Annotated in this window: 23 protein-coding genes and 1 pseudogene; 13 read left to right on the top strand and 11 right to left on the bottom strand. The window is 71.9% G+C overall.

Translation table 11 applies throughout. The annotated features are described in order from the left end of the window. Window positions 1-39: 39 nt before the first annotated feature. Window positions 40-468 carry a VOC family protein gene (locus ACFYNL_RS36895; RefSeq protein ID WP_388811813.1) on the bottom strand — a complete coding sequence of 143 codons (429 nt, stop codon included), beginning with the start codon at window positions 466-468 and terminating at the stop codon, window positions 40-42. A 100-nt stretch (window positions 469-568) separates the two neighbouring features. On the opposite strand from ACFYNL_RS36895, the gene ACFYNL_RS36890 reads away from it, so the two are divergent. Both ACFYNL_RS36890 and ACFYNL_RS36885 read left to right on the top strand, forming a co-directional pair. Further along, window positions 569-1,477, top strand: coding sequence for a pseudouridine-5'-phosphate glycosidase (locus ACFYNL_RS36890; protein ID WP_388811811.1), 909 nt, complete (start codon window positions 569-571; stop codon window positions 1,475-1,477). Window positions 1,478-1,647: 170 nt separating this feature from the next. Beyond that, window positions 1,648-2,538 (top strand): carbohydrate kinase family protein, encoded by an 891-nt coding sequence (locus ACFYNL_RS36885; protein ID WP_388812342.1) that lies wholly within the window; start codon window positions 1,648-1,650, stop codon window positions 2,536-2,538. A gap of 240 nt (window positions 2,539-2,778) precedes the next feature. On the opposite strand, the gene ACFYNL_RS36880 is transcribed toward ACFYNL_RS36885, so the two are convergent. Then, entirely contained in the window at window positions 2,779-3,573 is a 795-nt protein-coding gene (locus tag ACFYNL_RS36880; RefSeq protein WP_388811808.1) for a methyltransferase domain-containing protein, read from the bottom strand. 496 nt (window positions 3,574-4,069) lie between these two features. Here ACFYNL_RS36880 and corA point away from each other — a divergent pair, with 496 nt between their 5' ends. After that, complete coding sequence (gene corA, locus ACFYNL_RS36875; RefSeq protein ID WP_388811805.1) at window positions 4,070-5,197, top strand: magnesium/cobalt transporter CorA; 1,128 nt, start codon at window positions 4,070-4,072, stop codon at window positions 5,195-5,197. A 168-nt stretch (window positions 5,198-5,365) separates the two neighbouring features. Here the strand turns inward: corA and ACFYNL_RS36870 are convergent, their stop codons facing one another. Together ACFYNL_RS36870 and ACFYNL_RS36865 are read right to left on the bottom strand one after the other, a co-directional pair. Beyond that, entirely contained in the window at window positions 5,366-5,803 is a 438-nt protein-coding gene (locus tag ACFYNL_RS36870; protein WP_388811802.1) for a CBS domain-containing protein, read from the bottom strand. A 152-nt stretch (window positions 5,804-5,955) separates the two neighbouring features. Continuing rightward, entirely contained in the window at window positions 5,956-6,615 is a 660-nt protein-coding gene (locus tag ACFYNL_RS36865; protein WP_388811801.1) for a uridine kinase, read from the bottom strand. A 162-nt stretch (window positions 6,616-6,777) separates the two neighbouring features. On the opposite strand from ACFYNL_RS36865, the gene ACFYNL_RS36860 reads away from it, so the two are divergent. The 3 genes from ACFYNL_RS36860 (at window position 6,778) to ACFYNL_RS36850 (ending at window position 10,067) form a co-directional block, all read left to right on the top strand. After that, window positions 6,778-7,473 (top strand): DUF2293 domain-containing protein, encoded by a 696-nt coding sequence (locus ACFYNL_RS36860; RefSeq protein ID WP_388811799.1) that lies wholly within the window; start codon window positions 6,778-6,780, stop codon window positions 7,471-7,473. Window positions 7,474-7,893: 420 nt separating this feature from the next. Continuing rightward, on the top strand, window positions 7,894-8,373 hold the full coding sequence (locus ACFYNL_RS36855; protein WP_388811798.1) for a DUF1772 domain-containing protein: 480 nt from the start codon (window positions 7,894-7,896) through the stop codon (window positions 8,371-8,373). A gap of 206 nt (window positions 8,374-8,579) precedes the next feature. Next, the gene (locus ACFYNL_RS36850; protein WP_388811795.1) at window positions 8,580-10,067 is read left to right on the top strand and encodes a glutamate synthase subunit beta; all 1,488 of its coding nucleotides are present in this window, start codon (window positions 8,580-8,582) and stop codon (window positions 10,065-10,067) included. 18 nt (window positions 10,068-10,085) lie between these two features. On the opposite strand, the gene ACFYNL_RS36845 is transcribed toward ACFYNL_RS36850, so the two are convergent. Beyond that, a complete protein-coding gene (locus ACFYNL_RS36845; RefSeq protein WP_388812339.1) occupies window positions 10,086-10,568 on the bottom strand; it encodes a carboxymuconolactone decarboxylase family protein in 483 nt (160 codons plus the stop codon). 155 nt (window positions 10,569-10,723) lie between these two features. On the opposite strand from ACFYNL_RS36845, the gene ACFYNL_RS36840 reads away from it, so the two are divergent. From ACFYNL_RS36840 to ACFYNL_RS36825, 4 genes are all read left to right on the top strand, one after another. Beyond that, on the top strand, window positions 10,724-12,202 hold the full coding sequence (locus ACFYNL_RS36840; protein ID WP_388811792.1) for a PLP-dependent aminotransferase family protein: 1,479 nt from the start codon (window positions 10,724-10,726) through the stop codon (window positions 12,200-12,202). A 409-nt stretch (window positions 12,203-12,611) separates the two neighbouring features. Next, window positions 12,612-15,251: a PEP/pyruvate-binding domain-containing protein gene (locus ACFYNL_RS36835; RefSeq protein ID WP_388811789.1), complete on the top strand. Its 2,640-nt coding sequence runs from the start codon at window positions 12,612-12,614 to the stop codon at window positions 15,249-15,251. Beyond that, a complete protein-coding gene (locus ACFYNL_RS36830; protein WP_388811786.1) occupies window positions 15,248-16,165 on the top strand; it encodes a hypothetical protein in 918 nt (305 codons plus the stop codon). Before ACFYNL_RS36835 ends, ACFYNL_RS36830 begins: the two co-directional genes overlap by 4 nt. A gap of 130 nt (window positions 16,166-16,295) precedes the next feature. Beyond that, window positions 16,296-17,000 carry a dual specificity protein phosphatase family protein gene (locus tag ACFYNL_RS36825; protein ID WP_388811783.1) on the top strand — a complete coding sequence of 235 codons (705 nt, stop codon included), beginning with the start codon at window positions 16,296-16,298 and terminating at the stop codon, window positions 16,998-17,000. Between the two features lie 62 nt (window positions 17,001-17,062). Here ACFYNL_RS36825 and ACFYNL_RS36820 read toward each other — a convergent pair whose 3' ends face one another. The 3 genes from ACFYNL_RS36820 to ACFYNL_RS36810 all read right to left on the bottom strand — a co-directional run bounded on the left by ACFYNL_RS36820 (window position 17,063) and on the right by ACFYNL_RS36810 (window position 19,095). Then, window positions 17,063-17,878: an SAM-dependent methyltransferase gene (locus tag ACFYNL_RS36820; RefSeq protein ID WP_388811780.1), complete on the bottom strand. Its 816-nt coding sequence runs from the start codon at window positions 17,876-17,878 to the stop codon at window positions 17,063-17,065. A gap of 101 nt (window positions 17,879-17,979) precedes the next feature. Then, on the bottom strand, window positions 17,980-18,234 hold the full coding sequence (locus ACFYNL_RS36815; RefSeq protein ID WP_019757219.1) for a DUF397 domain-containing protein: 255 nt from the start codon (window positions 18,232-18,234) through the stop codon (window positions 17,980-17,982). Next, entirely contained in the window at window positions 18,235-19,095 is an 861-nt protein-coding gene (locus ACFYNL_RS36810) for a helix-turn-helix domain-containing protein (protein WP_388811777.1), read from the bottom strand. 248 nt (window positions 19,096-19,343) lie between these two features. Between ACFYNL_RS36810 and ACFYNL_RS36805 the strand changes: the two genes are divergently transcribed. The 3 genes from ACFYNL_RS36805 to ACFYNL_RS36795 all read left to right on the top strand — a co-directional run bounded on the left by ACFYNL_RS36805 (window position 19,344) and on the right by ACFYNL_RS36795 (window position 22,557). Then, window positions 19,344-20,033 carry an ATP-binding protein gene (locus ACFYNL_RS36805; RefSeq protein WP_388811775.1) on the top strand — a complete coding sequence of 230 codons (690 nt, stop codon included), beginning with the start codon at window positions 19,344-19,346 and terminating at the stop codon, window positions 20,031-20,033. Next, a complete protein-coding gene (locus tag ACFYNL_RS36800; protein ID WP_388811772.1) occupies window positions 20,024-20,449 on the top strand; it encodes a hypothetical protein in 426 nt (141 codons plus the stop codon). Before ACFYNL_RS36805 ends, ACFYNL_RS36800 begins: the two co-directional genes overlap by 10 nt. A 245-nt stretch (window positions 20,450-20,694) precedes the next feature. Next, on the top strand, window positions 20,695-22,557 hold the full coding sequence (locus ACFYNL_RS36795) for an ABC transporter ATP-binding protein (RefSeq protein ID WP_388812336.1): 1,863 nt from the start codon (window positions 20,695-20,697) through the stop codon (window positions 22,555-22,557). Window positions 22,558-22,603: 46 nt separating this feature from the next. Here ACFYNL_RS36795 and ACFYNL_RS36790 read toward each other — a convergent pair whose 3' ends face one another. The 3 genes and pseudogenes from ACFYNL_RS36790 to ACFYNL_RS36780 all read right to left on the bottom strand — a co-directional run bounded on the left by ACFYNL_RS36790 (window position 22,604) and on the right by ACFYNL_RS36780 (window position 24,714). After that, window positions 22,604-22,789 (bottom strand): hypothetical protein, encoded by a 186-nt coding sequence (locus ACFYNL_RS36790; RefSeq protein ID WP_388811769.1) that lies wholly within the window; start codon window positions 22,787-22,789, stop codon window positions 22,604-22,606. 142 nt (window positions 22,790-22,931) lie between these two features. Next, window positions 22,932-23,282 (bottom strand): annotated as a pseudogene (locus ACFYNL_RS36785) (DUF899 family protein); the annotation flags it as partial. A 67-nt stretch (window positions 23,283-23,349) separates the two neighbouring features. Continuing rightward, window positions 23,350-24,714: an amidohydrolase gene (locus tag ACFYNL_RS36780; RefSeq protein ID WP_388811767.1), complete on the bottom strand. Its 1,365-nt coding sequence runs from the start codon at window positions 24,712-24,714 to the stop codon at window positions 23,350-23,352. Window positions 24,715-24,754 lie beyond the last annotated feature (40 nt).

Here is a 24,754-nt window from a genome sequence, read left to right as displayed (position 1 = left end):
GAGTTCCTTCTGCCGGCCCAAGTTCCTTCCGTCGGCTCGCTAGTCGTAGTGCCGGGCCTCGAAGACGTTGCCGTCGGGGTCGCGGAAGTAGAAGCTGCGCCTGGCCTTGCCCCGAGCCCCGAAGGCGTCGTACGAGTAGTCCGAGACGGGGACGTCCTGCTCCTCCAGGTGTGTGCGGAGCTTGTGGAGATCGGTTTCCGGCAGGGACAGACAGACGTGGTTGACCGGGTGCCCCGCGCTCCGGGCCGCCCCGGGCAGCATCTTCATGCGCTCCACCATGGTCATCGGCATGAGGTCGAGGATGGTCTCGTCGTTGACGCGCACCGAGGGGAACGGCGCCTCGCCCGCGATGAACTCGGCGAGCCTGACGGGGGCCAAGCCGAGCGTCTTGTCGTAGAACTCGGCCGACGCGACCGGGTCGCGCACCCAGAGGACCACGTGGTCGAGACGTGTCGTGTTGTCGGTCATGCCTCCAAGGCTGGTGTCCTCCCCCACAGGCCGCAAGGGGTTTGATCGGGCGGGCCACCCGCCAGAGATGAGGGAAGACCGACAGACAGGAGGCAGTCGCGTGGTGCTGATGGTGTCCCAAGAGGTGCGAGAGGCGATCGACGCGGGTCGACCCGTGGTTGCTCTGGAGTCCACGATCATCGCGCACGGGCTGCCGCGGCCGCGCAATCTGCAGGTGGCACTGGAGCTGGAGGACGTCGTACGGCGGGAGGGCGCCGTTCCCGCGACGATCGCCGTGCTGGACGGGCGGCCTCTAGTAGGGCTGGACAAGGAGCAGCTGGAGCGGATCGCGAACGAGGACGGGATCCGCAAGCTGGGGCACCGTGATCTGCCGCTGGCGATGGCCTCGGGGGCGAGCGGGGCGACCACGGTGTCGGCCACCGCTCAGCTGGCGGCCCTCGCGGGAGTCCGCGTCTTCGCGACGGGCGGGCTCGGCGGCGTGCACCGTGAGTGGACGGTGACACAGGACGAGTCGGCCGACCTGGGGCTACTGGCGCGCACGCGGATCACGGTGGTGTGTGCCGGGGTGAAGTCGATCCTGGATGTCCCGGCGACCCTGCAGCGGCTGGAGACGCTGGGCGTCGCCGTGGCCGGCTATCGCACGCAGCGCTTCCCTGGCTTCTACCTGTCCGACTCAGGACATCCTGTGGACTGGACGCTGCGGTCGCCGCAGGAGGCGGCCGAGGTGATGCGTGCTCAGGACAGGCTCGGTGGACCCGAGTCGGCGCTGATCGTCGCCAACGCGGTGCCGGAGGCGGAACAACTCGATCCCGAGCTGCACGCGCGCGTGCTCGCCGACGCGCTGCACGCCTGCGAGGAGCAGGGCATCAGCGGTCAGGGGGTCACGCCGTTCCTGTTGGACTACCTGGTACGCCACACCGACGAGGCCTCCCTGAGCGCCAATCTCGCGGCGGTCCGCGGCAACGTACGGCTGGCGGCGCGGATCGCGGCCGCATGGGCCGGGGCGTGACCCGGACGGAAGCAGGCAGGCGGACCTGACCGAGGCGGAGGCACGTGGGACCGGGAGCGGACTTGGGTGAGGCCGGGGCGCACGGAACCGAAGGCGGTGCGAGCGGGCATCGGTCCGGGAGCGCGGCGAGCGGGGGTGGGCCGGGCCTCGGTGGCGCTCGTGGCGGCGCGCTGCTGGTCGTCGGGGATGTGGTGACGGACGTCATAGCTCGTCACCGAGGACCCCTCGCGTCCGGAACGGACACGACCGCGGCGATCCGTACGGTGCCGGGCGGCGCGGGAGCCAATGTGGCTTGCTGGGCCGCCCATGGGGGTTGTGCGCATGTCCGGTTGCTGGGACGGGTGGGCGCGGACACGGCCGCCTGGCACGAACGGGCACTGATCGGGAGCGGGGTGCAGCCACACCTCGTCGTGGACCCGCAGGCGCCGACCGGCACCGTGATCTGCCTGGTCGACCAAGGTGCTGCGGCCGAGCGCACCTTCCTCACCGACAGCGGCGCGTCCCTGCGGCTCGAACCGGCCGACTGGTCGGACACGGTGCTCGACGGCGTCGCCCGGCTGCATCTCTCGGGCTACCTGCTGTTCTCCGAGCCGAGCCGGGCGCTGGTGGCGGTGGCTCTCGCGTCGGCACGCGCGCGTGGGGTGCCGGTGAGCCTGGATCCGGCTTCGGCGGGGTTCCTGGTGGAACTGGGCGTCGACCGTTTCCTGGCGCTGGTGGAGGACGTGGACGTCCTGCTGCCGAGCCGCGACGAGGCGTGCCTGCTCACCGGGCTGTCCGACCCGGCGGACGCGGCGGCCCGCCTGAGCCGTCATGTGCCTCTCGTGGTCGCCAAGCAGGGTGCGGAAGGCGCGCTGATCGCCCGGTCGGGCACCGTGATCGCCCGTGTCCCGGCCGTGCCGACGGCACCGAGGGACACGACGGGAGCGGGTGACGCGTTCACGGGTGCTTTCTTGGCATCCCTCCTAGCCGGTGCGGGGCCTGAAGACGCGGCGCGGGAAGGGTGCAGGGCCGGGGCTCTGGCGGTGGCGCGGGTGGGGGGAAGGCCGCCGACGTCACGGTGACGGTCGCTCACGCGGCAGCTGCACATGGCTTCTCCGCGGCTACGTGACGCCGGAGACCTGGGCCGCGTGCTCGGCGAACGCCGCCGCGTGCGGGGCGTCCACGCCGCGGCCAAGTGATGCCGCCGCGCCCATGGCGCCACGCCGACCGCGCCGACACGGGCGGTTGACGACATGGGCGGCAGGTGGGCAGCGACCGGCTTCTCTCCGGGCCTTGCCCGACGCTGAGGGTTGACGGCCCCTCTACGGCTTGCGCCCCCATGCCGAGATCATCGGTGCCGCGGCCAGGTCCATGCCGTCGGCGGCCACGTTGGCGAGGTGGCGGTCGATGTCCTGGTGCGTGGCATGGCCCGAGGTGACGAGCTGATCGCGGAGTGCGCGGATCGTGGCCGACTCAAGCGCGGCGCAGGCGGGCGAGGCGAGGGGGAAGTACGCGTCGGCCGCGACCCGGAGGAGTCCGGCATCGCGGAGCAGTCGGGGCAGTCCACGGCCGAAGGAGAGTTCGGAGCCGTTGTCGGCGAGGAGGCTGCGGACACCGTCGCGGAGACGATTCGCGAGTTGCTGTGCGGGACCGTGCTCATCGGGGCACAACAGGGGTTGCAGCGCGAGATCGGTGTCCTCGATCAGAAGTCGACCGCCGGGGGCCAAGGCGTCGATCATCGCCCGCAACGCCCGTCGGCGGTCCGGGACATGAGCGAGAACCATCCGTGCGTGCACCAGGTCGAACCCCTCCCCCGGCGGCTCCTCGGTCACCACGTCGTGGACACGGACCTCGACCGGCGGGCGGGCGGCCGCGACGAGCCTTGAGGTGTCGAGGTCGGTCGCGATCACTTTTCCGGTCGGTCCGACCTTCTTGGCCATCCAGGAGACCACCGAGGTGCCGCCCGCGCCCACCTCCCAGCAACGCCAGCCGGGTCCGATGCCGAACCCTTCGAGGTGCCTGAACGTCGTGGGGTCGAAGAGGGGGCCCACGGCGTCGCCCTGCTCGCCCGCCGCGGACTGCCGGTTGTCGAGGAGATACCCGTCGGTTCGCATCATGCGGAGATCATCCCAGTTGTCCGGCTTGTCGGGAATGGTCGACGCTCGGCGGGGCCGTCTCGAATTCCACGCCACGCTCTGCACCCACGTCCCCTCCGCATCCACGCCCCCTCCGCATCCATGCGACAGCCCTCTCCAGTCACGCCGGCCGGTCCGCGCCGACTCCCTCCGGCCGCGCGCACCCTTCTTCCACCGCGCCTCCAGTGCTCCATCCGCAGCCCCATGAGCTCCCGCCGCGCCCACCGTGCGTCTCCTACGCCCTCCGGTCCCCCCAGCGCCACCCCTCCTCCCCGCAACGCCACTCCCCACGACTCCCACGCCACCTGCTCTCCCTCTTCACGCGGCCCGATCACACTTGGACCCGCTTTCATCCACAGGCGGGAACAAAGCGGAATGCGCTGCTCCCACAGGCTTACCCGCGGCTCACCCTCAACTGGCAAACTGGCGGGCCAGGGCGCAGAGATGCGGCACGAGGGAGCCAGGCGAGGAGATCCAGATGTCCATGGCAGGCAATCTGCGAAAGGTCACCGGCCTCAGCAAGGTCGGCGGTCTCCGCAAGGTGGCACGGCTGACTCGACGGCCCCCCCGCGTCGACCTCAGCCATCCTGCCCGGTCCCCGCTGGGCTCTTCGGTGGTGAACTGCGTGAGATACCGGGACGGCGTGCGGGTCCCGGAGAGCGACGATCTGGTCGACGTACTGCAGAAGGTGCGCAAACGCGGGGACGAATTCCTCTGGCTCGGCCTTCATGAGCCGACGGACCAGGAGTTCGCGGGCATCGCGGAGTTGTTCGCCCTGCATCCGCTGGCCGTGGAGGACGCCGTCGAGGCACATCAGCGACCGAAGCTGGAGCGCTACGACGACACGCTCTTCGCGGTGTTCAAGACGGTCTGTTACGTCGAGCACGAGGAGCTCACGGCGACGAGCGAAGTCGTGAACACCGGCGAGATCATGGTGTTCGTCGGCCAGGACTTCGTGATCACCGTGCGGCATGGACGGCACGGATCACTCGGCCCGTTGCGGGAGGAGCTGGAGTCGACCCCGGAACAGCTCGCCAAAGGGCCGGCGGCGGTGCTGCACGCGATCGCGGACCATGTGGTCGACGAGTATCTGAACGTCAGCGGCTCGGTCCAGGAGGACATCGACCAGGTGGAGACGGATGTCTTCGCCGAGAACGGCGCACGGGCCGATCCCGGGCGGATCTATCAGCTCAAGCGCGAACTCCTGGAGCTGAAGCGGGCGGTGGTCCCGTTGAGCCGCCCGCTGGAGGAGCTGGCCACCCGACCGATCCGGGTGGTCGAACCGGAGATACAGGCCTACTTCCGCGATGTCTCCGACCATCTGCTGCGGGTCAAGGAGCAGATCTTCGCCTTCGACGAACTTCTGAACTCGATCCTGCAGGCGCACCTGGCCCAGGTCACCGTGGCGCAGAACGAGGACATGCGGAAGATCACCGCTTGGGCAGCGATCATCGCCGTACCGACGATGGTGTGCGGTGTGTACGGCATGAACTTCGATTACATGCCGGAGTTGCGCTGGACGTTCGGTTATCCGCTGGTCATAGCCGTGATCTCGGTGGCGTGCGTGGTCTTGTACCGCGGCTTCCGGCGCAACGGCTGGCTCTGACCCACGGCTGGCGACGACGCACGGCTGGTTCTGACGCTCGTCACCGCCTCAGTGGCCGGCCCGAGTCCGCCCGCCTCCTCTCCCCTCCTCGCCCGCCCTCGCACGCCCTGGTCGGGTATACGAACGAGGACGGTAGGAGAGGCGGAGCCGGAGTGGGGTCCCGCCGGGTCAGCGCGTCGTAGGCTCCGTGGTCCTGGCGTAGACGCTCTCCGCCCAGTGGGCGACGTCGCTCTCCGGCAGGTTCCGGGCCAGATCGGCCTCGCTGATCATGCCGACGAGGCGCTTGTTGTCGATGACGGGAAGCCGACGGATCTGGTGCTCCTTCATCTCCCGCAGCACATCGCTGATGTCGGCGTTCGCGTCGATCCAACGCGGGGTGCCCTGGGCCATCTCACCGGCGGTGACCCTGCTCGGGTCGTGTCCCATGGCCACGCAGCCGACGACGATGTCCCGGTCGGTGAGGATGCCGCAGAGCCGTTCGTTCTCGTCGCTGATGGGCAGGGCTCCGACCCCCAGGTCGCGCATCAGCTGGGCGGCGCGGTCCAGGGTCTCGTGGGCCGGGATCCACTGGGCGCCACGGTGCATGATGTCTCCGGCAGTGGTCATGGAGTACCTCCCGATGCCGGACGGCCGGCGCGGCGCGGGACGCACCGCTAGTCCCGGCGCCCTTCATTCTCGCCGCGCCACCCGGCACATGCACCTGGAGCCGAGCGGGCCCACCCACCCCGGTCAGGCGGTGCCCCGGATCGCCTGACGGATCAGCCGCTGTCAACGGATGCTCCGTTCCACGCCGGGTGCCGCGGATCGTCCGCGCGCACCAGGACGTCGGCCACGCCGACCGGGTCGGTCTCGTGCTCGTAGCGCTCGAAGGCAGGGAGGGTCCAGTGCTCGGCTTCGGGGGTACGACGGCGCAGGGCTCCGGAGGAGAGGAGGACGTGGACGGTCAGATCGAAGGGCAACCAGTGACGCAGCAGGAGGGGACCGTGCAACAAGAGGACACCGCCCGGCGGCAGTTGGGCATAAGGGCTGCGGGTCGCCCGGTCGGTGGCCGGGTCCCACAAGTCGGGCAGGACGCGGCCGTTGCCGCCGGGCTCCAGAGGACCGAAGACCTCACGCCAGAGGGCGCCGGTGTCGAACCAGCCGTCGTAATAGGCGTCCACGTCCTGGTGGCCGTACTCCAGACGGAGCGAGGCGGGGCGCAGGAAGCCTTCCGTGCCGACGGTGAGGGAGGCGCGGCCTCGTATACGCAGCGCCTCGCCGACCCGGGCGGCGAGGTCTCCCGGGCGGGCCGCCGGAGCGCCGTCGAAGGCGACGCGCGGCCAAGGGCTGCCGTCGGCCGGCTTCAGGTCGAGCAACCGCTCGGCCAACAGGTCGCCGAGCCGGTCCCAAGTGATCGCTTCGAGTCGCACACGGCCCATGATGCGACAGGCACGGTCGGGAGGAGCGCGCTCGCACCCGTGCCCCTGCCCGCGCCAGTGCCTCCGCCTGCGTCAGAGAGGATCAGCTCACAGACAGGCAGACCGTGCGGTCGGGCCCGGTCCGGCAGTTCTCCAGGCTCTCTCCGCGGGGAAGAACGCCCTATGGCGCACCTTGCAACTCCCCCGTCCCGCACCGGCCTTCTCGTCGTCCAGCCGCTCAAGCGACGGCACTGTGCAGAGTGTCATGCGGGACCGTTGCGGATGCTGGTGCTGGAGGAGGGTTCGCCGCGCTGCCTGGACTGTGCCGACCTCGGGCATCTGGTGTTCCTGCCACGTGGGGACACGGCGTTGACGCGTCGGTCACGGGAGGAGAGCGCGCTGTCGGCGGTGGTCGTGCGGTTCAACCGGCGCAAAAGCCGTTACGAACGACAGGGCGTCCTCGTCGAGGAGAAAGGGCTCGCCCGGGCCGAGCAGCGGTGCCTGGCGGACGCGGAGGCCAGGCAGCGGCGCCGGGTGCGGGACGCCCGGCGGCGGGCGCGGGAGGACGTGCGGTTCACGGAGGCGTTCGCGGCGGAGATACGGAGGCTGTTCCCGGGGTGTCCGGCGGACCGGGCATGGGACATCGCGGCGCATGCGTCGCTGCGGGGCAGCGGGCGAGTGGGACGGAGCGCGGCGGGGCGGGCGTTGTCGGAGGGGGCGGTGATATCGGCGGTCGTGGCGTCCGTACGGCACCTGGACACGCCGTACGACCAGCTGCTGATGAGCGGGGTGCCGCGTCATGAGGCTCGGCGGCGGATAGCTGCGACGGTGGAGACGACGTTGCGGGCGTGGCGGACGGAGGGGGCGGAGGTCGGCTGACGGCAGGGCCGGGCGAGGGCCTGGGAACACGGTGGCACGTGGTGCGGACCGACCGGGCGTGCAAGGGACACGGCGACGGCACCACTGCTGGGCTCGGGCATCGCGCGGCTGCGGCGTTGGGCGCGGCGCGGCGCGTACGACGCGGCGGGCAGGACCCGACAGCGTGCGGCACGGCACTGCGCGGGGCGGGCGCGGGGTTCAGCGCCGCCGATGCCGTGCGGCCCGGCGCCCGACCATTCGTCCGGCCATCCAGGTGCCACCACCAGACCTGTCCGGCTGACCTCCGCCCGCCGCCGCTCTGGACGGTCGCGTATGTGGTCGCGTCGATCGGCCATGGTGACCGCTCTCGTTCAGGATTTCACTTGTGGTGACGGCAGGGGCCGAGGAGGATCTTCGGCGGAGCGCGGGAGTGACGTTGAGATGATTGATGGACCGTACTTCGTACTGGTCGTGATGGGAGTGGTGGGGACGGGCCTCGTCGCCGGGGTCTTCTGCGCCTTCTCGACCTTCGTGATGCGCGGGCTCGCCGCGCTGCCGCCGGCGCAGGGTGTCGCCGCGATGCAGTCGATCAACGTGGCGGCATTGGGGCCGGCGTTCATGCTGGTGTTCATGGGGTCGGCGGTGCTGTGCGCGGTGGTCGCCGTGGTGACGTTCGTGCTGTGGCCGGACGAGGGGACGGTGGAGCTGCTGCTGGGCAGTGGGCTGTACCTGTTCGGTTCGTTCGGGGTGACCGTGGTGGCGAACGTGCCTCGCAACGAGACGTTGCTCAAGCTCGACGCGGGCACTCCGGAGGCGACCGACTACTGGCCGACGTATGTGCGCGAGTGGACGGTGTGGAACCACGTCCGCACGGTCGCCTCGGGCGCCGCGGCGGTGGCCTACGTGCTGGCCCTCAGCTGACTCCCTCCGCGGCACCGGCACCGGCACAGGCACAGGCCCAGGCACCGGAACCGGCACCGGCACTTGACACACCCGGCCGGAGGACGCGAGAAAGCGCTGTCCCTCCGCTCTGCGCACGGGGCGCGCGGGACGTATCGTTGCCGGAAGAGTGCCGCTCGATGACGCACGGCTTCAGCACGTCGCACGCGCACGCGAGGAAGACGGCCATGGCCGATCCCAAGGGTTTCATGAAGACCCCCCGCCAGGACTGGCCGCGCCGGCCCGTCGGAGAGCGGGTGCAGGACTGGGACGAGGTGTACGTCCCCGGGGCTCTGCTGCCGATCATCAGCAAGCAGGCCGACCGTTGCATGGACTGCGGCGTACCGTTCTGCCACGAGGCCTGCCCACTGGGCAATCTGATCCCCGAGTGGAACGACCTCGTGTCGCGGGAGGACTGGCGGGCGGCCGCCGACCGGTTGCACGCGACGAACAACTTCCCCGAGTTCACCGGGCGGTTGTGCCCCGCCCCGTGTGAGGCCGGGTGCGTGCTGGCGATCAACCAGCCCGCCGTCACCATCAAGAACGTCGAGTGCGCCATCGCCGACCGCGCCTGGGAGGAGGGCTTCGCGCCGCCGCGGCCGCCGGACCGGCTGTCCGGGCGGACGGTCGCGGTGATCGGGTCGGGTCCCACCGGGCTCGCCGCGGCCCAGCAGCTGACGCGGGCGGGGCACACGGTCGCCGTGTACGAGAAGGACGACCGGATCGGCGGGCTGATGCGATACGGCATCCCCGAGTTCAAGATGGAGAAGCACCATCTGGAGCGGCGCATCGAGCAGATGCGGGCCGAGGGGACCAGGTTCCGTACCTCGACGACGGTCGGGCGGGACGTCGGCGCGGCGGAGCTGCGGTCGCGCTACGACGCCGTGGTGGTGGCGACGGGCGCCACGGCGTGGCGCGAACTGACGGTTCCGGGGCGGGAGTTGCTCGGGATCCAGCAGGCGATGGAGTATCTGCCGCTGGCCAACCGGGTGTGCGAGGGGGACCTGGAGAGTTCCCCCATGTCCGCTGCCGGAAAGCACGTCGTCATCGTCGGTGGCGGGGACACGGGGGCCGACTGCCTGGGCACGGCCGTCCGGGAGGGTGCCGCGTCCGTGACCCAGCTGGACATCTACGCCCAGCCCGGTACCGCGCGGGACGACGACGCCGAGCCCTGGCCGACGTACCCGAAGATCTACCGCCTCTCGGCCGCGCACGAGGAGGCGCGCGACCTGGAGACGGCGCCCGCGGCTGATGCGGACGCGCGCCTGTTCGCGGCGTCGACGCTCCGTTTCACGGGGGACGCCGACGGACACGTACGGTCGTTGCACCTGGTCGAGGTGGACGCGCAGCGCCGCCCGCTCCCGGGCACCGGGCGTTCGCTGCCGGCCGACCTCGTGCTGCTCGCCCTCGGCTTCTCCGGACCCGACCGGGCCGACGGGCTGATCGATCAGCTGGGACTGGAGCTGGAGCCACGGGGCACGCTCGCGCGGGACGCCGGCTTCGCCACCAACGCCCGCGGGGTGTTCGCCGCCGGGGACGCCGCCCGCGGGCAGTCACTCATCGTCTGGGCCATCGCGGAAGGGCGGGCGGTGGCGGCAGCCGTCGACCGCTATCTGACGGGGAGTTCGCGGCTGCCGACGCCGATATCGCCGTACGACCGGCCCATGGCCGTGTGACGTGCAGATCGCCGCTGGTCAGCGCCGCTCGTCCGTCCCGGCCACCTTTCCCGTCGCCAGGGCCACCCGGTTCCAGGTGTTGATCGTGAGGATCAGGGACAGTACGTGTGCCAGTTCCTGCTCGTCGAAGTGGGCCGCGGCCCGGGCGTAGACCTCGTCGGGGACGCCGCCGTCGGCCACCAGGGTGACCGCCTCGGTCAGGGCCAGGGCGGCCTGTTCCTTCTCAGTGAAGAAGTGCCGGGCCTCGCGCCAGACCGCCACCATGTGCAGCCGGTCCTCGCTCTCGCCGGCCTTGCGGGCGTCGTTGGTGTGCATGTGGAGGCAGTAGGCGCAGTGGTTCAGGTGCGAGGCGCGGATCTGGATCAGTTCGACGAGTGCGGGGTCCAGGCCCTCGCGGGCGGCCGCGTCGAAGCCGACGATGGCCCGGAACACCTTCGGGGCCGACCTCGCGAGGTCCAGTCGGGTCCTGGCGGCGTCGGCGGCTTCGATCGCGGAGTGCATCGTGGAGTTCGTCGCGGACCTCCCCGAAGAGCCCGCTCCGAAGCCCGTCCCGGCGTCCGGGGAAGCGAGGGCGGAAGCAGCGTGCGCAGCAGTCGTGTTCGTCGTCATGCGCTCCACGCTACGGGCCGGAAAGACCGGCTGTAGGGTGCATTTCCATGGCGAAATCGTGGGTCAATCACGCGGAGCGGATCGGTGCCGACCTGCATCTCGACCTCTCGGAGCCGTCCGGGCCGGGCGGGCGGCGGGCCGCGCTGACGCGTGCGCTGCGCGAGGCCGTGCGCAGCGGGCGGCTCGCGCCCGGCACCCGGCTGCCGCCCTACCGTTCGCTCGCCGCCGACCTCGGAATCGCGCGCAACACCGTGGCCGACGCCTACTCCGAACTGGTCGCCGAAGGCTGGCTCACCGCCCGCCAGGGCTCGGGGACCCAGGTCGCCATGGGGGTGGCGCACACACCCTTCAGGCACCGGGGGAAGGCCGAACCACCGCCGGGTTCCCGGCAGGCGGCACCGCCCGAGGCGCCGTCACGCGCGCGTGGACCTCTGCACGACCTGCGCCAGGGCGCCCCGGACGCGTCGTCGTTCCCGCGTACCGCGTGGCTCGCCTCCTGTCGGCGGGCACTCCAGCGGGCGCCGAGCGAGGCCTTCGGGCCCGGTGACCCCGCCGGCCGTGTGGAACTGCGTGAGGCGCTCACCGAGTACCTGGCACGCGCGCGCGGCGTGCGCACCGAGCCGGACCGGATCGTGATCTGCTCCGGCTTCGCGCACGCACTGCGGCTGCTGTTCGGCCAGGACAAGGGCGGGGGCGGCGGAGTGCTCCGCGGTCCGCTGGCCGTCGAGGCGTACGGGCTCGGCTTCCACCGGGAACTCCTCGCCGCCGGGGGCGTACGCACCGTACCGCTCCCCCTCGACGAGCACGGCGCCCGCGTCGAGCGGCTGACGCGCGAGCGGGCCGTGCTGCTCACTCCCGCGCACCAGTTCCCGACGGGAGGACCGCTGCACCCCGAGCGCCGCGCCGCGGTGGTCGACTGGGCACGCGCGCGTGGCGGCGTGATTCTGGAGGACGACTACGACGGCGAGTTCCGCTACGACCGCAAGCCCGTCGGCGCCCTCCAGGGCCTCGACCCCGAACACGTGATCTTCATCGGTTCGGTCAGCAAGAGCCTGTCGCCGGCGGTGCGGCTGGGGTGGATGGTGCTGCCGGAGCGGTACGTCGGCGACGTCCTCGCGGTCAAGGGCGAGCGTGAGGCCTGGGCGAGCGTTCTCGACCAGCTGAGCCTCGCCGACCTCGTCGCCTCCGGGGCGTACGACCGTCATGTCCGCAAGATGCGGCAGCGGTACCGCAGTCGTCGGGACCGCCTCGTCGCGGCGCTCGCCGCGCATGCCCCGCACATCGAGGTCACCGGTGTCGCCGCCGGACTGCACGCGGTGCTGCGGCTGCCGCCGGGCACCGAGCGGGCCACGGTGGAGGCGGCCGCCGGGCAGGGCATCGCCCTGGAAGGCCTCGCCGAGTTCCGCCACCCGCAGGTGGCAGAAGCGGACATGCCGGTACGCGACGGCCTCGTCGTCGGCTGCGCGACACCGTCGGAGCATGCCTACGGGGCGGCGCTGGAGGCGCTGTGCGGGGCGCTGCCGTGAGGCGCACCGCCCGCCGCAGCCGCCGCGCGGCACCCACCTGCCGCCCCTGAGCCGCCTGAGCCGCCCCCGGACCCACCCGGCTTCGCCGGACCCGCCGGATCCTGCTCGCGGACGAGCCGCCCGCGCCGGATCCTGCTCGCGGACGAGCCCTGATGTGCGCCCCTCGGACGAGGCACCCGAGCACGGCTCCTGCCCTGTCCGGATTTCTCGTCCCATGCACCTGAAAAGTGACCTCCGGACTACAGGTATGCGAACGGGAGTGGGATCATCGAACAAGGAGGCGCGCTGTCGTCGTACCCGGGCCGGGGCCCGGATCGGCAGCGGCTCGCCCCCATCCTTCGTTCCGCCGTCAGGCGCAGGGCCACCCCCGCGCGTCCCCCCTGTTGGCGGCCGGTCCTGGAGGGTGCTCATGACGACGCTCTACGAACGTCACGGAGAAAGTGCACGCGGCGGTGAAGAACACCGGGGCGACGTCAAGACCGGCCGGGCCGAGACGTACCGACCGGCCATCGTCCCGCTGGACCAGCCCGGCGTCGCACTGCCGCGCCTGATCGGTTCCAAGGCCGCGAACCTCGCCCGCGCGGCCCGCGCCGGCCTGCCCGTGCTGCCCGGTTTCGCGATCCCGCCCCGCGCGGGCGGCGACACCGTGGCCCTGCGACGTGCCTGGGACGAGCTCTCCGACAGCGGCGCCCGCCCACTCGCCGTACGGTCCTCCTCACCGCAGGAGGACACCGAGGAATCTTCGCTGGCGGGCCAGTTCGCCTCGGTACTGGACGTATCCGGCTGGCGCGCCTTCCGTACGGCCGTGCGGACCGTGCTCGACTCGGCACACCGTCCCGACGGATCAACGGCGCCGATGGCGGTGCTGGTGCAACCGATGCTCACGGCGCGGGTGGGCGGGGTGATGTTCGGGGCCGACCCCGTCGAAGGACGGGCCGACCGGATCCTGGTCAGCGCGGTGCGCGGTGGGCCGGACAGCCTGGTCAGCGGTGCCCGGACCGGCACCGACTACTGGCTGAGCGGACAGGGACGGCTCCTGCGGACGGAGGTCTCGGAGAACAGCGCCACGGAGGTCGTCAGGGCAGTGCCCTCGGGTGACGTCCGCGCCGCCTCCCGGCAGGCCGGCCCCTTGCTCACGCGCCGTGAACTGTTCCGGTTGGCGCGGCTGGCGCGGCAGGTCCGGCGGGTCTTCGGCGGACCGCAGGACATCGAGTTCGGCTTCGACGACGACGGGAGGCTCTGGCTCTTCCAGAGCCGGCCGATCACCGCGATGGCGCCGCGGCCCGCGCGCGGGGCGCGGCTGCTCGGGCCCGGACCGGTGGCGGAGACGCTGCCCGGACAGTTGGGGCCTCTGGAGGAGGACCTGTGGGTGGCACCGATGGCCCGTGGGCTCGCCACCGCGCTCGACCTCGCGGGCACCGCGCCGCGTCGGCTGCTGAGGTCGGTGCCGGTGGTCACCACGGTCGCCGGACGCGCCGCCGCCGATCTGCGCCTCCTGGGTACCGTGCCACCGCGGCATCGCTGGCTGGCGCTGCTCAACCCGGCGCCGGGCGCCCGGCGGCTCACCGCGGCCTGGCGGATGGGGCGCCTCGCGTCCTCCCTGCCGGGGCTGGCCGCCGATCTCGCCGCCGATGTCGACCGCCACCTCGCCGAGATTCCCTCGCCCAGCGGACTGTCCGGTGCCGCCCTGGCCGATGAGCTCCGCTGGACCCGCCGGGCCCTGGCCTCCCTGCACGCCCAGGAGGCCCTCGCGGGAGCCCTCCTCCAGGAACCGCCCCGGAGCCGCACAGCCGCCGGTACGGCTCTCGCCGCCCTGGCCGACGCCCGCGCCCGCGGCGTACCAGAGGACTGGCTGATCACCACCGATCCCGTGATCCTGGCCCTCACCGCCCCAAGCCTGCGAGATCGCGGACAGCGGCAGGGCACCCCGGAGGCAGCGACCTTCACGGGCACTGCCCCGCCCACGAGCACAGGGACGCCCGCGGCCACGGCTACGGCCCCCACCGCGTCTGCGGCCACGGCCACGGCCACCAACGCACCTGCGGCCACCCCCACGCCCGCAACCACGACGACACCCGCGCTCGACGAGGCGACAGCCCTGCCACGGCCGACCAACGGCACAGCCCGCCCCGGACGCGACGGCAGCAGCCACCCGACCGCCCCGCGCCCACCCGCCCTCGAACGGACCCAGCGGATCCGACCGGCCAAGCCAACCCACCAGACTCAACGGACCCACCAGACCCAGCGGACCCACCAGACCCACGAAACCCACAAGCCCCAGCAGACTCAGCAGATCCTCCAGACCCACCCGACCCACCGGACCCACTGGACCCAGCCTCCCCACCCAGGCCCCCTCCTCGCCACCACCCCCTCAGCCCACACGACCCCCCACCCACTCACCCCGACAACACAACCCCCCGCCACTCACGCCATCCCCACCACCCCCACCACCCCCACCTCACCCCTCACCCCCCTCCCACCCCGCGAAGCCCTCCGCCTCCGCATCCGCTGGGTGCAGGAACTGCAGGTGCGGATCGTCCGGGACGTGGCGCGGCGGGCAGGGCTCGACGTGGAGCGTCTCGGACTGCTGCGCTGGGTCGAGCTGGCCGCCGTGCTGGACGGCGCGGATCTGCCCGCCGACCTCCCCGCGCGCGTGCCCCGGCCCCGGACACCGCCGCTGCCGGACGTGTTCCGGCTCGCGGAAGGCGAGGTCGTCGTGGCCGAGCGCGGCGCACGTCGGGGCGACGGCATGCGGGGCGTGTCCGCCGGGCGGGCCGTCGGGACCGCATGGGACGGGGCGGGTCCCCGGCCGGCGGACGCCGTGCTGGTCGTGCGGACGCTGGCCCCCGCGCTCGCCCCCCTGCTGCCGAACCTCAGCGGCCTGGTCGCCCAGACCGGCAGCCCGCTGTCCCATCTGGCCGTCCTGGCCAGGGAGTACCGGATCCCCGCGGTCGTCGGCGCCGCTGACGCCGTACGCCGCTTCCCGCCCGGTTCCCGGCTCACCGTCGACGGGACCGCCGGTGACGTGCGACCGGGGGGCGCGCCATGAGGAGGGTCGCGTACGTCTTCGCAGCGCTGGCCGCCGCCGGGGCGGGTACCTACCTCGTCATCTACCTGTACCGGTGGCAGTGGCAGCGGGCACTGATCTGCGGGGTGCTGCTGCTGGTGGTCGAGGTGCTCCTGTTCGGTCTGGTGACCCTGGGACGGCTGAACCGGATCGAGGAACGGCTGCGCGACTCCGACCGACGGCAGCGCGAGTGGGACGCCCGCCAGGAGGACGTACTGACACGGCTGCGCGAGCCGGAAGCGGCGCGCGAGGAAAGGCGGTTCCGCTGGCTGGACGACCCGGCGGACCGGGCGTACGTCTTCGTGCCGGTCCTGATGGTCGCCGGAGTGCTGCTGTCGGCGCTCGCCTGGGTGGTGCAGAAGGTCGCCTCGGCCACGGCGAGACCGGCCGAACGTCACCTGGCCGGGCGGCTGGCCGTCCTCGCCGCGCCGGATCCGGCGGTGTCCGGCGACCTGGAGGATCTGCCTCCGCTCGGCGGAACCCGGTGGCGTACGGCACGGCTCGCCGCCGTCACCACGGTCTGCGTCGCCCTGCTCGCCACGCTGGTGGTGGGGCTCGCCGATCTGACCCAGACCAGAAAGGGGGAGGCCAACGGGCACGAGGCGACCTCGGTGCTGCTCCGGGTCGATCTGCGGGAGCCGCGCGTGTCGGCCGAAGGCCGAGCGCTGGCCGCACGGCAGATCTGGGAGAGCTGCCGGCACTCCACGTCCGCGCCGCTGCGGCACGCCCCGCTCGGCGACCTGGGGAACGGCATGTTCGCCGGGGTCGTCCGGCCCGCGCTCAGGGATCACGACGTCATGCGACTGCGCGGCTGCCTGGAGGACGCGACGCTGGAGCGCGCCCACCTCACGGTGGTCACCGTCAGCGACATGGAGTCGAGCGACGACTCGGGGTGACGGAGACCAAGGGAGCGGCCCGCACGGGAAAATGAGACATAGTGCACATAATCTGACTTAACACTCATTGATCACAGACCGGGGGGTACTCTTCCAAGGCGCCCTCGTCCCCTAGTCCCCCGGGTCACCCATGGCTGTCATCTCTGCCACCCTGCCCCGCCCCGCCTTCCGCGAACGCCCGCTCTCCCGGCGTGCCCTGCGCGTCCTCCTCGGTCTCCTCATCGGCTACCTCGTCCTTTGGGGCGCCGGTGCCGGCGGTGTACTGGGCCTGTCGTATCTGGCTCGGACGGAGACCCCCGCGCCCACCGGAACGCGCAGCGTCCAGGGCGTGAACCACTTCCAGCCCGTGGACTCCGACGGTCGGCTGTGGCGCGGCTCCGCCCCCTCCCCCGCCGGTTACCGAGCGCTGGCGGGCATGGGCATCACCACCGTCGTCGACCTGCGCGCCGAGCGGATGAACGCCACGCAGCTCGCCGAACCGGGCAAGGCCGGGCTGAAGGCCGTACGCATGCCGATCCGTGACGGGCAGACGCCGTCGCCGCAGCAGGTGCAGCGCTTCCTCGGCGTCGTCTCCTCGACGTCCGGACCGGTGTTCGTGCACTGCGGCGCGGGCGTCGGCCGTACGGGCGCGATGGTCGCCGCGTACCTGGTGCACACCGGCAAGGAGTCGCCGTCGCAGGCGGTCCGGCGCAACCTCGCGGTCGGACCGCCCTCCCTGGAGCAGATCTACTACGGGCTGAACCTCAGCCCCGCCAAGGCCGAGCAGCCGCCGCTGCCGGTGGTGATCGTCAGCCGGCTCGTGGACGCCCCGCGGCGCATGATGTCGTACCTGTAGCCCCGGCCCCGCTGGGCGCGTGCGGCCAGGGCGTCCGGGCAGCCCTTCGTGCCTGAGCCCCGCTACGGCTTGCGCGCCACCGCCCCGTACCCGGGGATGACCCCGTCGTCCTGTCCGGGTACGGGCTCACCCAGTTCGGGGTGCCACCGGTGCGGGATCTCCACGCCGGGCTCGACGAGTTCGAGGCCGTCGAAGAAGCGGGTGAACTCCGCGCGGGAGCGCAGCGCCAGCGTGACGCCGGCCGCCTCCAGTTTCGCGGTGGCCTTCGCGGATTCCGCCGGCGTGAAGTCGGCGGTGGCGTGGCTGATCACCAGATAGCTGCCGGAGGGGAGTTCGGCCAGCAGTCGCCGGACCAGGTCGTGGGCACCGTCGTCGTCGGAGACGAAGTGCAGCAGCGCGATGAGGGAGAGAGCCATCGGGCGGTCGAAGTCCAGGACCTTCCTGGCGCCTTCGAAGACGGTGCGGGGGTCGCGCACGTCGGCTTGCAGGTACTCGGTGACACCCTCCTCGGTGCCGCGCAGCAGGGCCGCCGCGTGGGCCAGCACGATGGGGTCGTTGTCGCAGTAGACGACGCGCGCGTCGGGGGCGACCCGCTGGGCGATCTGGTGGAGGTTCGGCTCGGTCGGGATCCCGGTGCCGATGTCCAGGAACTGGCGTACGCCGTTCTCGGCGAGCCAGCGCGTGGCCCGCTGCATGAACGCCCGGTTGACCCGCGCCATCACCGGGACGCGCGGGTCGAGGGCCAGCATCTGCCGTGCCATGGCCTCGTCGACGGGGTAGTTGTCCTTGCCGCCGAGGTACCAGTCGTACATCCGGGCGGGATGGGGCTTGCCGGTGTCGATCTCGACGGGGTCCGGCCCGGTCATGACGAACTCCATGGGGCTCTGGGGTGGTGAGAACGGAGCGTTCTCAACTCGGCACCAGGGTAAGGGAATTGGCGGGCGGGCAAGGAGCGGAAGGGCTCAGGGATCCGGTGCGATCAGGACAACAGGAAGTCCGCCTCCCCGGCCTTGGCACCCTCGATGAACGCCGTCATCTCGTCCGTGGTGTAGATCAGCGCCGGCCCGTCCGGGTCGGTCGACTGACGGACGGCGATACGGCCGTCGGCGAGCTTCATCGCCTCCAGGCAGTTGCCACCGTTGCCGCCGCTCCACGGCTTGTGCCAGCCCTCGCTGCCCAAGTCCCGCGCGGGCATGCCGTTGTAGACGCGTATGCGCGGCTTGATGCGATCCATTCACAGCTCCTTGCGGAGATCCCGGAGGATCTCCTTCGTGCGATGTGCCGTAGCGGCCTGCGCCGCCATGCGGTCCATGACCTCCAGGTGGGTCGCCACCTCGGCGCGCGCGTCGAGATAGACGGCGCCGGTCAGGTACTCGCTGTAGACCATGTCCGGCAGTTCTGACATGGCAAATCGGAACAGCACGAAGGGCCCGTACGTGCCGGGATGCGGCCCGTTCGCGAACGGGGCCACCTGCAGCGTCACGTTGGGCAGCTTCGTGGCGTCGAGCAGCCGGTCGATCTGGGCACGCATCACCTCCGGGCCGCCGACCGGGCGGCGCAGCACGGTCTCGTCCATCACGACCCACAGCCGGGGCGCGTCCTCGCGGGTGAGCAGTCTCTGGCGTTGCATGCGCAGGGCCACATGGCCCTCGATGTCGTCGGGGCTGGTCTGGCCGATCGCGCCCGATCTCAGCACCCCGCGCGCATAGTCCTCGGTCTGCAGCAGGCCGGGCACGAAGTGGGGTTCGTACGACCGGATGAGGCTGGCGGCACCCTCCAGGCTGACGTACATCGAGAACCAGCCCGGCAGGATGTCGTGGAACCGCTGCCACCAACCGGGCTGGTTGGCCTCCTCGGCCAGTTGGACGAAGGCCTCGGCCTCGTCGTCGGGGATGCCGTAGGCCTTCAGCAGCAGTTGGAGGTACGGGATCTTGAGGGAGACCTCGGCCGTCTCCATACGGCGGACGGTGGCGGGGGCGACGCGCAGGATGCGGGCGGCGTCCTCACGCTTGAGCCCGGCGCGTTCCCGCAGGTCCAGCAGGCGTCGCCCGAGGACGACCTGACCGACCGTCGGCGCGGACCGCGGCTCGCTCACGCTCCACCTCCACGAATGAGTCCCACCTGATTGCCGGCAGACCGATTGAACCCCGACAGGCCGACGGCGCCATTCGAAGACCTGCTCGAAGACCTCGGTAGAACCGGCGGGTCCTCGCGATCCCAACTGGCGCCGTTCGACATGCTGTTGCGAGCAGTGTGCCACGGCCTTCCAGAGAGTCACACAGCACTCTGCAATTTTCAGAGTGACACTTGCCAAGTGTTCACGCCGGGGAGATAGTGGCAAGCGTGATTCCGTCCCCGCCCTTAGGAACAGACGCCGCCGCGCTCCCCCACGACCTCGGCGCCCCGGCCGTCGGCCCCCAGCGGGGCGATGCCGCCGAGCGCCGGTTCCGCTTCGAACTGGCCGCGCATCCGGGTTCTCCCGGGCAGGCCAGACGTCTGACCAGGGCGCGACTGAGCGGCTGGACGGTGTGCGAGGACACCTGCGACACGGCGGCTCTGGTCGTGTCGGAGCTGGTCACGAACGCGATCGTGCACACCGCCAGCGAACACATCGTGTGCGAGCTCCAGGACGGCCCCGAACTGGTGCGCATAGCCGTACGTGACGAGGGATGCGCGCCCGGTGAGCCGCACCCGCTGGCGGCCCGTCCCGAGGAGGAGCACGGCAGGGGACTGCTCCTCGTCGACGCGCTGTGCCATTCGTGGGGCGCCCACGAGCAGGGCTCCGGGCTGGTGGTCTGGGCGGATCTGCCCCGCGGGGACGTGTGCTGGGACGCTTCCCGAGGCGACATCGAGCCTTGTGGCGACCTCGGCTGGGGGTCTCGGCCCAAGCCGGGCCCGGCCGGGGGTTCCGGTGACGAGGACGAGGCACAGGCGCGGTACGACGCGACGCAGACGCGGTGCGACGCGACGCAGACGCGGTACGACGAGGCACAGGCGCGGTACGACGGGGAGACGGGGGCCGCATGGCAGTGAGCGGCGCGTCCGGCGGGGGCCAGGTGCTGAGCCTGGACACGTTGGTCCGGCTCCGTCGCGGCCTCACCGCTCCGCCGCGGCTGACGCTTCCCGAGGGGATGACCACACCGCTGGGCTGCGACGCGGTGGGAGTGCCGGCGCGGTTCGGCCCGTCGGTCCTGCCCCGGCTGCCCCGGGTGGGGTGTGTGTACGCCGACGACGCGTACTGGTGGTGGATCGTGCCGTCCGACTCCGATTACGCGCTGGAGTGGCCGGACGGGGTGCGGTACTCGACCGGGGCGGCGGTCCTGGACACGCCTCGGCTGATCCATAGGCCGGACGGGACCGTTCCCTACACGCCACCGATTCCGCTGTATCTGGTGTTGTGCCGGGTGACGGGCACCACGCCTTCCTGGTCGCACCCGCTGAGCGCATGACACCTCGCCTCCGCTGAGGGCTGCCGCCCGCCGACAGGCCGGCGCCCCGTCCCCGCCGGGTACGCCCGCGCGCACCGCCCAGCTCCCCGTACGCCCTCCCCCACACGCGTTCGCCCGGCCATAGTGGCCCTCCGTCACGAGTGGCGGGTCGGGGGAGGCGGACGGTGGGGAAGAAGCGCGGGACGGATGAGGGCGGGGTCTCCGAGTCGGAGCGGCTGCTGTTCGGGGGCCCGCTGCGGTACGACATGGGGTGGAACCAGCACCGCGACGCCTATCTGGAGCTGAGCCTGCGGGCCATGGTGGCGCGGTTGCCGTCGCTGCTGGGCTGCAGTTTCCGGCTGGCCTGGCAGGCCGATCGGCGTGCCGCGCGGACCGTGCTGGTGGCCGAGGTCGGCCGGGGGCTCGCGCAGGCGGTCGGGCTGCTCGCCGTCAACAGTGTGCTGGGGCGGCTGATCGGCGGCGGGGCGCTGGAGGAGCGGCTGCGCGAGGCCGTCCCGGCGCTCGCCGCCATGGCCGCCGTGATGGTGGTCTCGACGCTGCTGCGGGCCGCGTCGACGTACGCCACCGGACGGCTGGAGCCCAAGGTGGAACGGGTGGCGACCGAGCTGTACCTGGAGCGGGCGGCGGCCGTGGAGCTGGCCGCGATCGAGGACCACGCCTTCCACAAGCTGCTGGACACCGCGCAGTACGGCGCCGCCTCCGCCCGCCGCATGATCTCGTACAGCACACGCGTGGTGAACGCCGCCATCTCGCTGATCGCGGCCGCGGGCGTGCTCGCCGTGCTGCACCCCGCCCTGCTGCCGCTGCTCGTCACGATGACGCTGCCCAGCGCCTGGAGCGCCCTGACCAACGCCCGCCGCCGCTACGAGTCCTTCCACACCTGGGTGCAGCACTCCCGCGCCGGCCATCTGATCAGCGGGCTGCTGACCGAGCCGGCCGCCGCGCCCGAGATCCGGCTGCACGGTGTGGGCCCGTTCCTGCTGCGCCACTACCGGGCGATGTCCGAGGTGGCGGAGGCGGAGCAGGCCCGGCTGGCCCGGCTCGCCGCGCGCACGGGACTGATCGCGGCGGCGTGGACAGGGCTCGCGACCGTGGCGACGTACACGACGCTCGGCGCTCTGCTGCTCGCCGGCGCCATGGCGCTGTCCGTGGCGGGTACGGCCGTCATCGCCATCCGCACGGGCTCGTCGAGCCTCGACACCCTCGTCCTGGAGGTCAACGCGCTCCACGAGGAGGCCCTCTTCGTGGGTGACCTTCAGCGGCTGTACGTGGAGGCGGCCGAACGGGCGATCCCGGTGGGCGGAGCCGCGCTGCCCGAGGACCCGGAGGAGATCCGCTTCGAGAACGTCAGCTTCAGCTACCCGGGGGAGTCCGCCCGTCCCGCCCTCGACGACGTCACGCTCACCCTCCCCCTCGGCCGGATCGTCGCGCTGGTCGGCGAGAACGGATCCGGCAAGACGACCCTGGTCAAGCTGCTGGCGGGGCTGTACACCCCGGACCGCGGCCGCATCCTGTGGGACGGTGTCGACGCGGCCGGCGCCGACCGGCGGCAACTCGCCGAGCGCATCGCGATGGTGGCCCAGGACTTCAAGCGCTGGCCGTTCACGGCACGGGTCAATGTCGCCGTCGGCCGGTCCTCGGCGCCCCTCACCGAGGAACGTCTCGCCGCCTCGCTCGCGGAGGCGGGGGCCGAGCACGTGGTGGCCGATCTGCCGCGCGGCCTGGACACCCTGCTGGCCCGGCAGTTCAGCGGCGGGCACGAGATGTCCGGGGGTCAGTGGCAGCGGCTCGGGATCGCCCGGGCCGCCTACCGGCGGGGCCGCATCCTGATCGTGGACGAGCCCACGGCAGCCCTGGACGCCCGGGCCGAGCTGGAAGTGTTCGAGAAGATCCGCGCGCTGGCCTCCGGCGGCCAGACGGTCGTCCTCATCACCCACCGGCTGGCGTCCGTACGCCATGCCGATCTGGTGCACGTCCTCGACCAGGGCAAGCTCGTGGAGTCCGGCACACCGGACGAGCTGCTGGCCACCGGCGGCATCTACGCCGAGCTGTACTCACTGCAGGCCGAGCAGTTCACCGCGCGGGTGCCCGCCCCCGAGGCGGGCTGATCGACGCCGCGGCCCGACCGGAAGGCGGCCCGAGCGGACCCCCGTCTCACGCGGCCGCGTCGGCCGTGGCCTCTCCCCGGACGATCACCAGGAACGTGTCCGTCGCGAGGTCCATGACGACCTCGGCGGCCAGGCCCTCCATCCGCCGTGCGTGCGCGAACTCCTCCGCCGGCCACGATCCCCGCGGCCCTCCCGCGGGAAAGCGTTCGAGCACTGTTCGCCCGTTCACCATCCTGCACCTCCAGTAAGCGTCGTGCTTGTAGGAGTTAACGCCCGCCGGAGGTGAATCGCCTCGCCCGGTGACGGGACTGAGACGTAGTTGACACTCGTTCACCGCTCTGGGTGAATGCTCGCTCACTCTTGAGGGTCAAACACTACGTTCGGTGCCAGTCCTCGTACTCGTCGTGATACCGGAGGCGCTCACTTCCCGCAGGCGCCCCAAGAGCCGACGCGCGCCCCTTGGGTTCCTCCCACTCCTCCTGCCGACCCAGCGCGGTGAGGTCGAGGAAGCCGGCGGTCGAGCTGAGCCCGTCCAGGCCGCGCCCGCCCGTCGAGTACGTGTGGAACACGCGCTCCCCGTCCCGCGGGAAGCAGCTGACGCCGGGCCGTTCCACCAACTCGCCCTCGTGCTGCAGGGTCACCTCGAAGTCGTGGTCGAACTCGCTGCCGTACGACGGGTACCAAGGCATGGTCCACCCCATGCATGTCCCGAAGGGACGAATCTTCTCCTCGACCCGCACTCGACGGCCGGCCACCCATCAGCCGTGTCAGCGACCTCGCGGGTCCGTACACCTAGGTGTCGTACTCCTGGATCCGCCTGCCGTGGCCGCGGTCGAGCAGGGCGGGCATGCGCTCCTCCAACTCCGCCACGACCGCGGGGACGTCGATCGTCAGCAGCTCCCGGTCCCGCATCAGGATCCGTCCGTCGACGATGGTCGTGCGCACGTCGCAGGAGCGGGCACAGTGCACGAGGGTGGCGGCGAGGTCGTGGACGGGCTGGGTGTGCGGGCCGGTGAGGTCGACCAGGACGAGGTCGGCGCGCCGGCCGGGAGCGATGCTGCCGAGGCGGTCACCGAGCCCGACCGCGCGGGCGCTCTGGAGGGTGGCGTGATGCAGGGCCTGACGGGAGGTCAGCCAGCGGGGGTCGCCGGTCGTCGACTTCTGGACGAGGGCGGTGAGGGCCATCGCCTCCCACACGTCGAGGGAGTTGTTGGAAGCGGCACCGTCCGTGGCGAGGCCGACGGGGATGCCGATGTCGTGCAGGGCGCGTACGGGTGTGGTGGTGGGCCAGGCGAACTTGAGGTACCCGCGGGGCGCGGTGGCCACGGCCGTGAGGCCGGCGGCGTCGCGCAGGACCGGCAGGTCGCGGGCGAGGATGCCGGTGCCGTGGGCGATGAGGACGTCGACGTCGAGGAGCCCGGTGCGCTTCAGGACCTCGACGGGGGTCACGCCGTGGCGGGCGAGGCTGGTGTCGGTCTGGTCGCGGTTCTCGGAGGCGTGGATGTGGACGGGGAGGCCGTGCTCGCGGGCGAGTTCCGCGGTGGCGGTGAGGTCGGCCTCGTCCACGGTGTAGGGGGCGTGCGGGGCGAGCGCGGTGGTGATACGGCCGTCTGCGCCGCCCCGATGCCGGAGCGCGAAGTCCAGCGACCTCTCCCGTCCGCCGGGTCCCTGGGAGGAGAAGAACGCCTCACCGAGGTGGGCCCGCATCCCGCACTCGGCGACGACGGCGGCGACCGCGTCCATCGAGAAGTAGTGGTCGGCGAAGCAGGTGACGCCGCCCCGGATCATCTCGGCGCAGGCGAGCCGGGCCCCCAGCTCCACGTCCTTGTCGGTGAGGTTGGACTCGACGGGCCAGACGACGTCGTTGAACCACTCCTCGGTGGGCAGGTCCTCGGCGACGCCGCGCAGGGCGACCATGGGGGCATGGGTGTGGCAGTTGACGAGGCCGGGGAGGGCTACCTGGCCGGGCGCGTCGAGGCGTTCGAGGGCGGGCCGGCCGCGCACGGCGTCGGCGGTCGTGACGGACTCGACGACTCCGTCGCGTACGACGACCGCGGCGTTCTCCTCGAACCCGATCCGCTCGTGATCGTCGTGCACGAGGACGGTGCAGCCGGTGATGATGAGGTCGGCGGGAGCCTCTTCTGGAGAAGGCGTCATCCCGTCAACGTACGGCGGGGTCGTCGGCTCGCGTGGGCCG

It is taken from the genome of Streptomyces sp. NPDC007808 (genome assembly GCF_042868655.1).
Classification (GTDB): domain Bacteria; phylum Actinomycetota; class Actinomycetes; order Streptomycetales; family Streptomycetaceae; genus Streptomyces.
The sequence above is the reverse complement of the archived record's forward strand: the minus strand, read 5'-3'. Positions and strand labels throughout refer to the sequence as shown.

Bases quoted from the DNA above. Each gene is read 5' to 3' on its own strand.
- ACFYNL_RS36860 (WP_388811799.1), top strand. From the start codon at position 6,778: ATGGCGCACCTTGCAACTCCCCCGTCCCGCACCGGCCTTCTCGTCGTC.
- ACFYNL_RS36820 (WP_388811780.1), bottom strand. From the start codon at position 17,878: ATGGAGTTCGTCATGACCGGGCCGGACCCCGTCGAGATCGACACCGGC.
- ACFYNL_RS36790 (WP_388811769.1), bottom strand. From the start codon at position 22,789: ATGGTGAACGGGCGAACAGTGCTCGAACGCTTTCCCGCGGGAGGGCCG.
- ACFYNL_RS36830 (WP_388811786.1), top strand. From the start codon at position 15,248: ATGAGGAGGGTCGCGTACGTCTTCGCAGCGCTGGCCGCCGCCGGGGCG.
- ACFYNL_RS36845 (WP_388812339.1), bottom strand. From the start codon at position 10,568: ATGCACTCCGCGATCGAAGCCGCCGACGCCGCCAGGACCCGACTGGAC.
- ACFYNL_RS36840 (WP_388811792.1), top strand. From the start codon at position 10,724: ATGGCGAAATCGTGGGTCAATCACGCGGAGCGGATCGGTGCCGACCTG.
- ACFYNL_RS36835 (WP_388811789.1), top strand. From the start codon at position 12,612: ATGACGACGCTCTACGAACGTCACGGAGAAAGTGCACGCGGCGGTGAA.
- corA (WP_388811805.1), top strand. From the start codon at position 4,070: ATGTCCATGGCAGGCAATCTGCGAAAGGTCACCGGCCTCAGCAAGGTC.
- ACFYNL_RS36825 (WP_388811783.1), top strand. From the start codon at position 16,296: ATGGCTGTCATCTCTGCCACCCTGCCCCGCCCCGCCTTCCGCGAACGC.
- ACFYNL_RS36800 (WP_388811772.1), top strand. From the start codon at position 20,024: ATGGCAGTGAGCGGCGCGTCCGGCGGGGGCCAGGTGCTGAGCCTGGAC.
- ACFYNL_RS36870 (WP_388811802.1), bottom strand. From the start codon at position 5,803: ATGACCACTGCCGGAGACATCATGCACCGTGGCGCCCAGTGGATCCCG.
- ACFYNL_RS36855 (WP_388811798.1), top strand. From the start codon at position 7,894: ATGATTGATGGACCGTACTTCGTACTGGTCGTGATGGGAGTGGTGGGG.
- ACFYNL_RS36850 (WP_388811795.1), top strand. From the start codon at position 8,580: ATGGCCGATCCCAAGGGTTTCATGAAGACCCCCCGCCAGGACTGGCCG.
- ACFYNL_RS36795 (WP_388812336.1), top strand. From the start codon at position 20,695: ATGGGGTGGAACCAGCACCGCGACGCCTATCTGGAGCTGAGCCTGCGG.
- ACFYNL_RS36815 (WP_019757219.1), bottom strand. From the start codon at position 18,234: ATGGATCGCATCAAGCCGCGCATACGCGTCTACAACGGCATGCCCGCG.
- ACFYNL_RS36895 (WP_388811813.1), bottom strand. From the start codon at position 468: ATGACCGACAACACGACACGTCTCGACCACGTGGTCCTCTGGGTGCGC.
- ACFYNL_RS36780 (WP_388811767.1), bottom strand. From the start codon at position 24,714: ATGACGCCTTCTCCAGAAGAGGCTCCCGCCGACCTCATCATCACCGGC.
- ACFYNL_RS36865 (WP_388811801.1), bottom strand. From the start codon at position 6,615: ATGGGCCGTGTGCGACTCGAAGCGATCACTTGGGACCGGCTCGGCGAC.
- ACFYNL_RS36880 (WP_388811808.1), bottom strand. From the start codon at position 3,573: ATGATGCGAACCGACGGGTATCTCCTCGACAACCGGCAGTCCGCGGCG.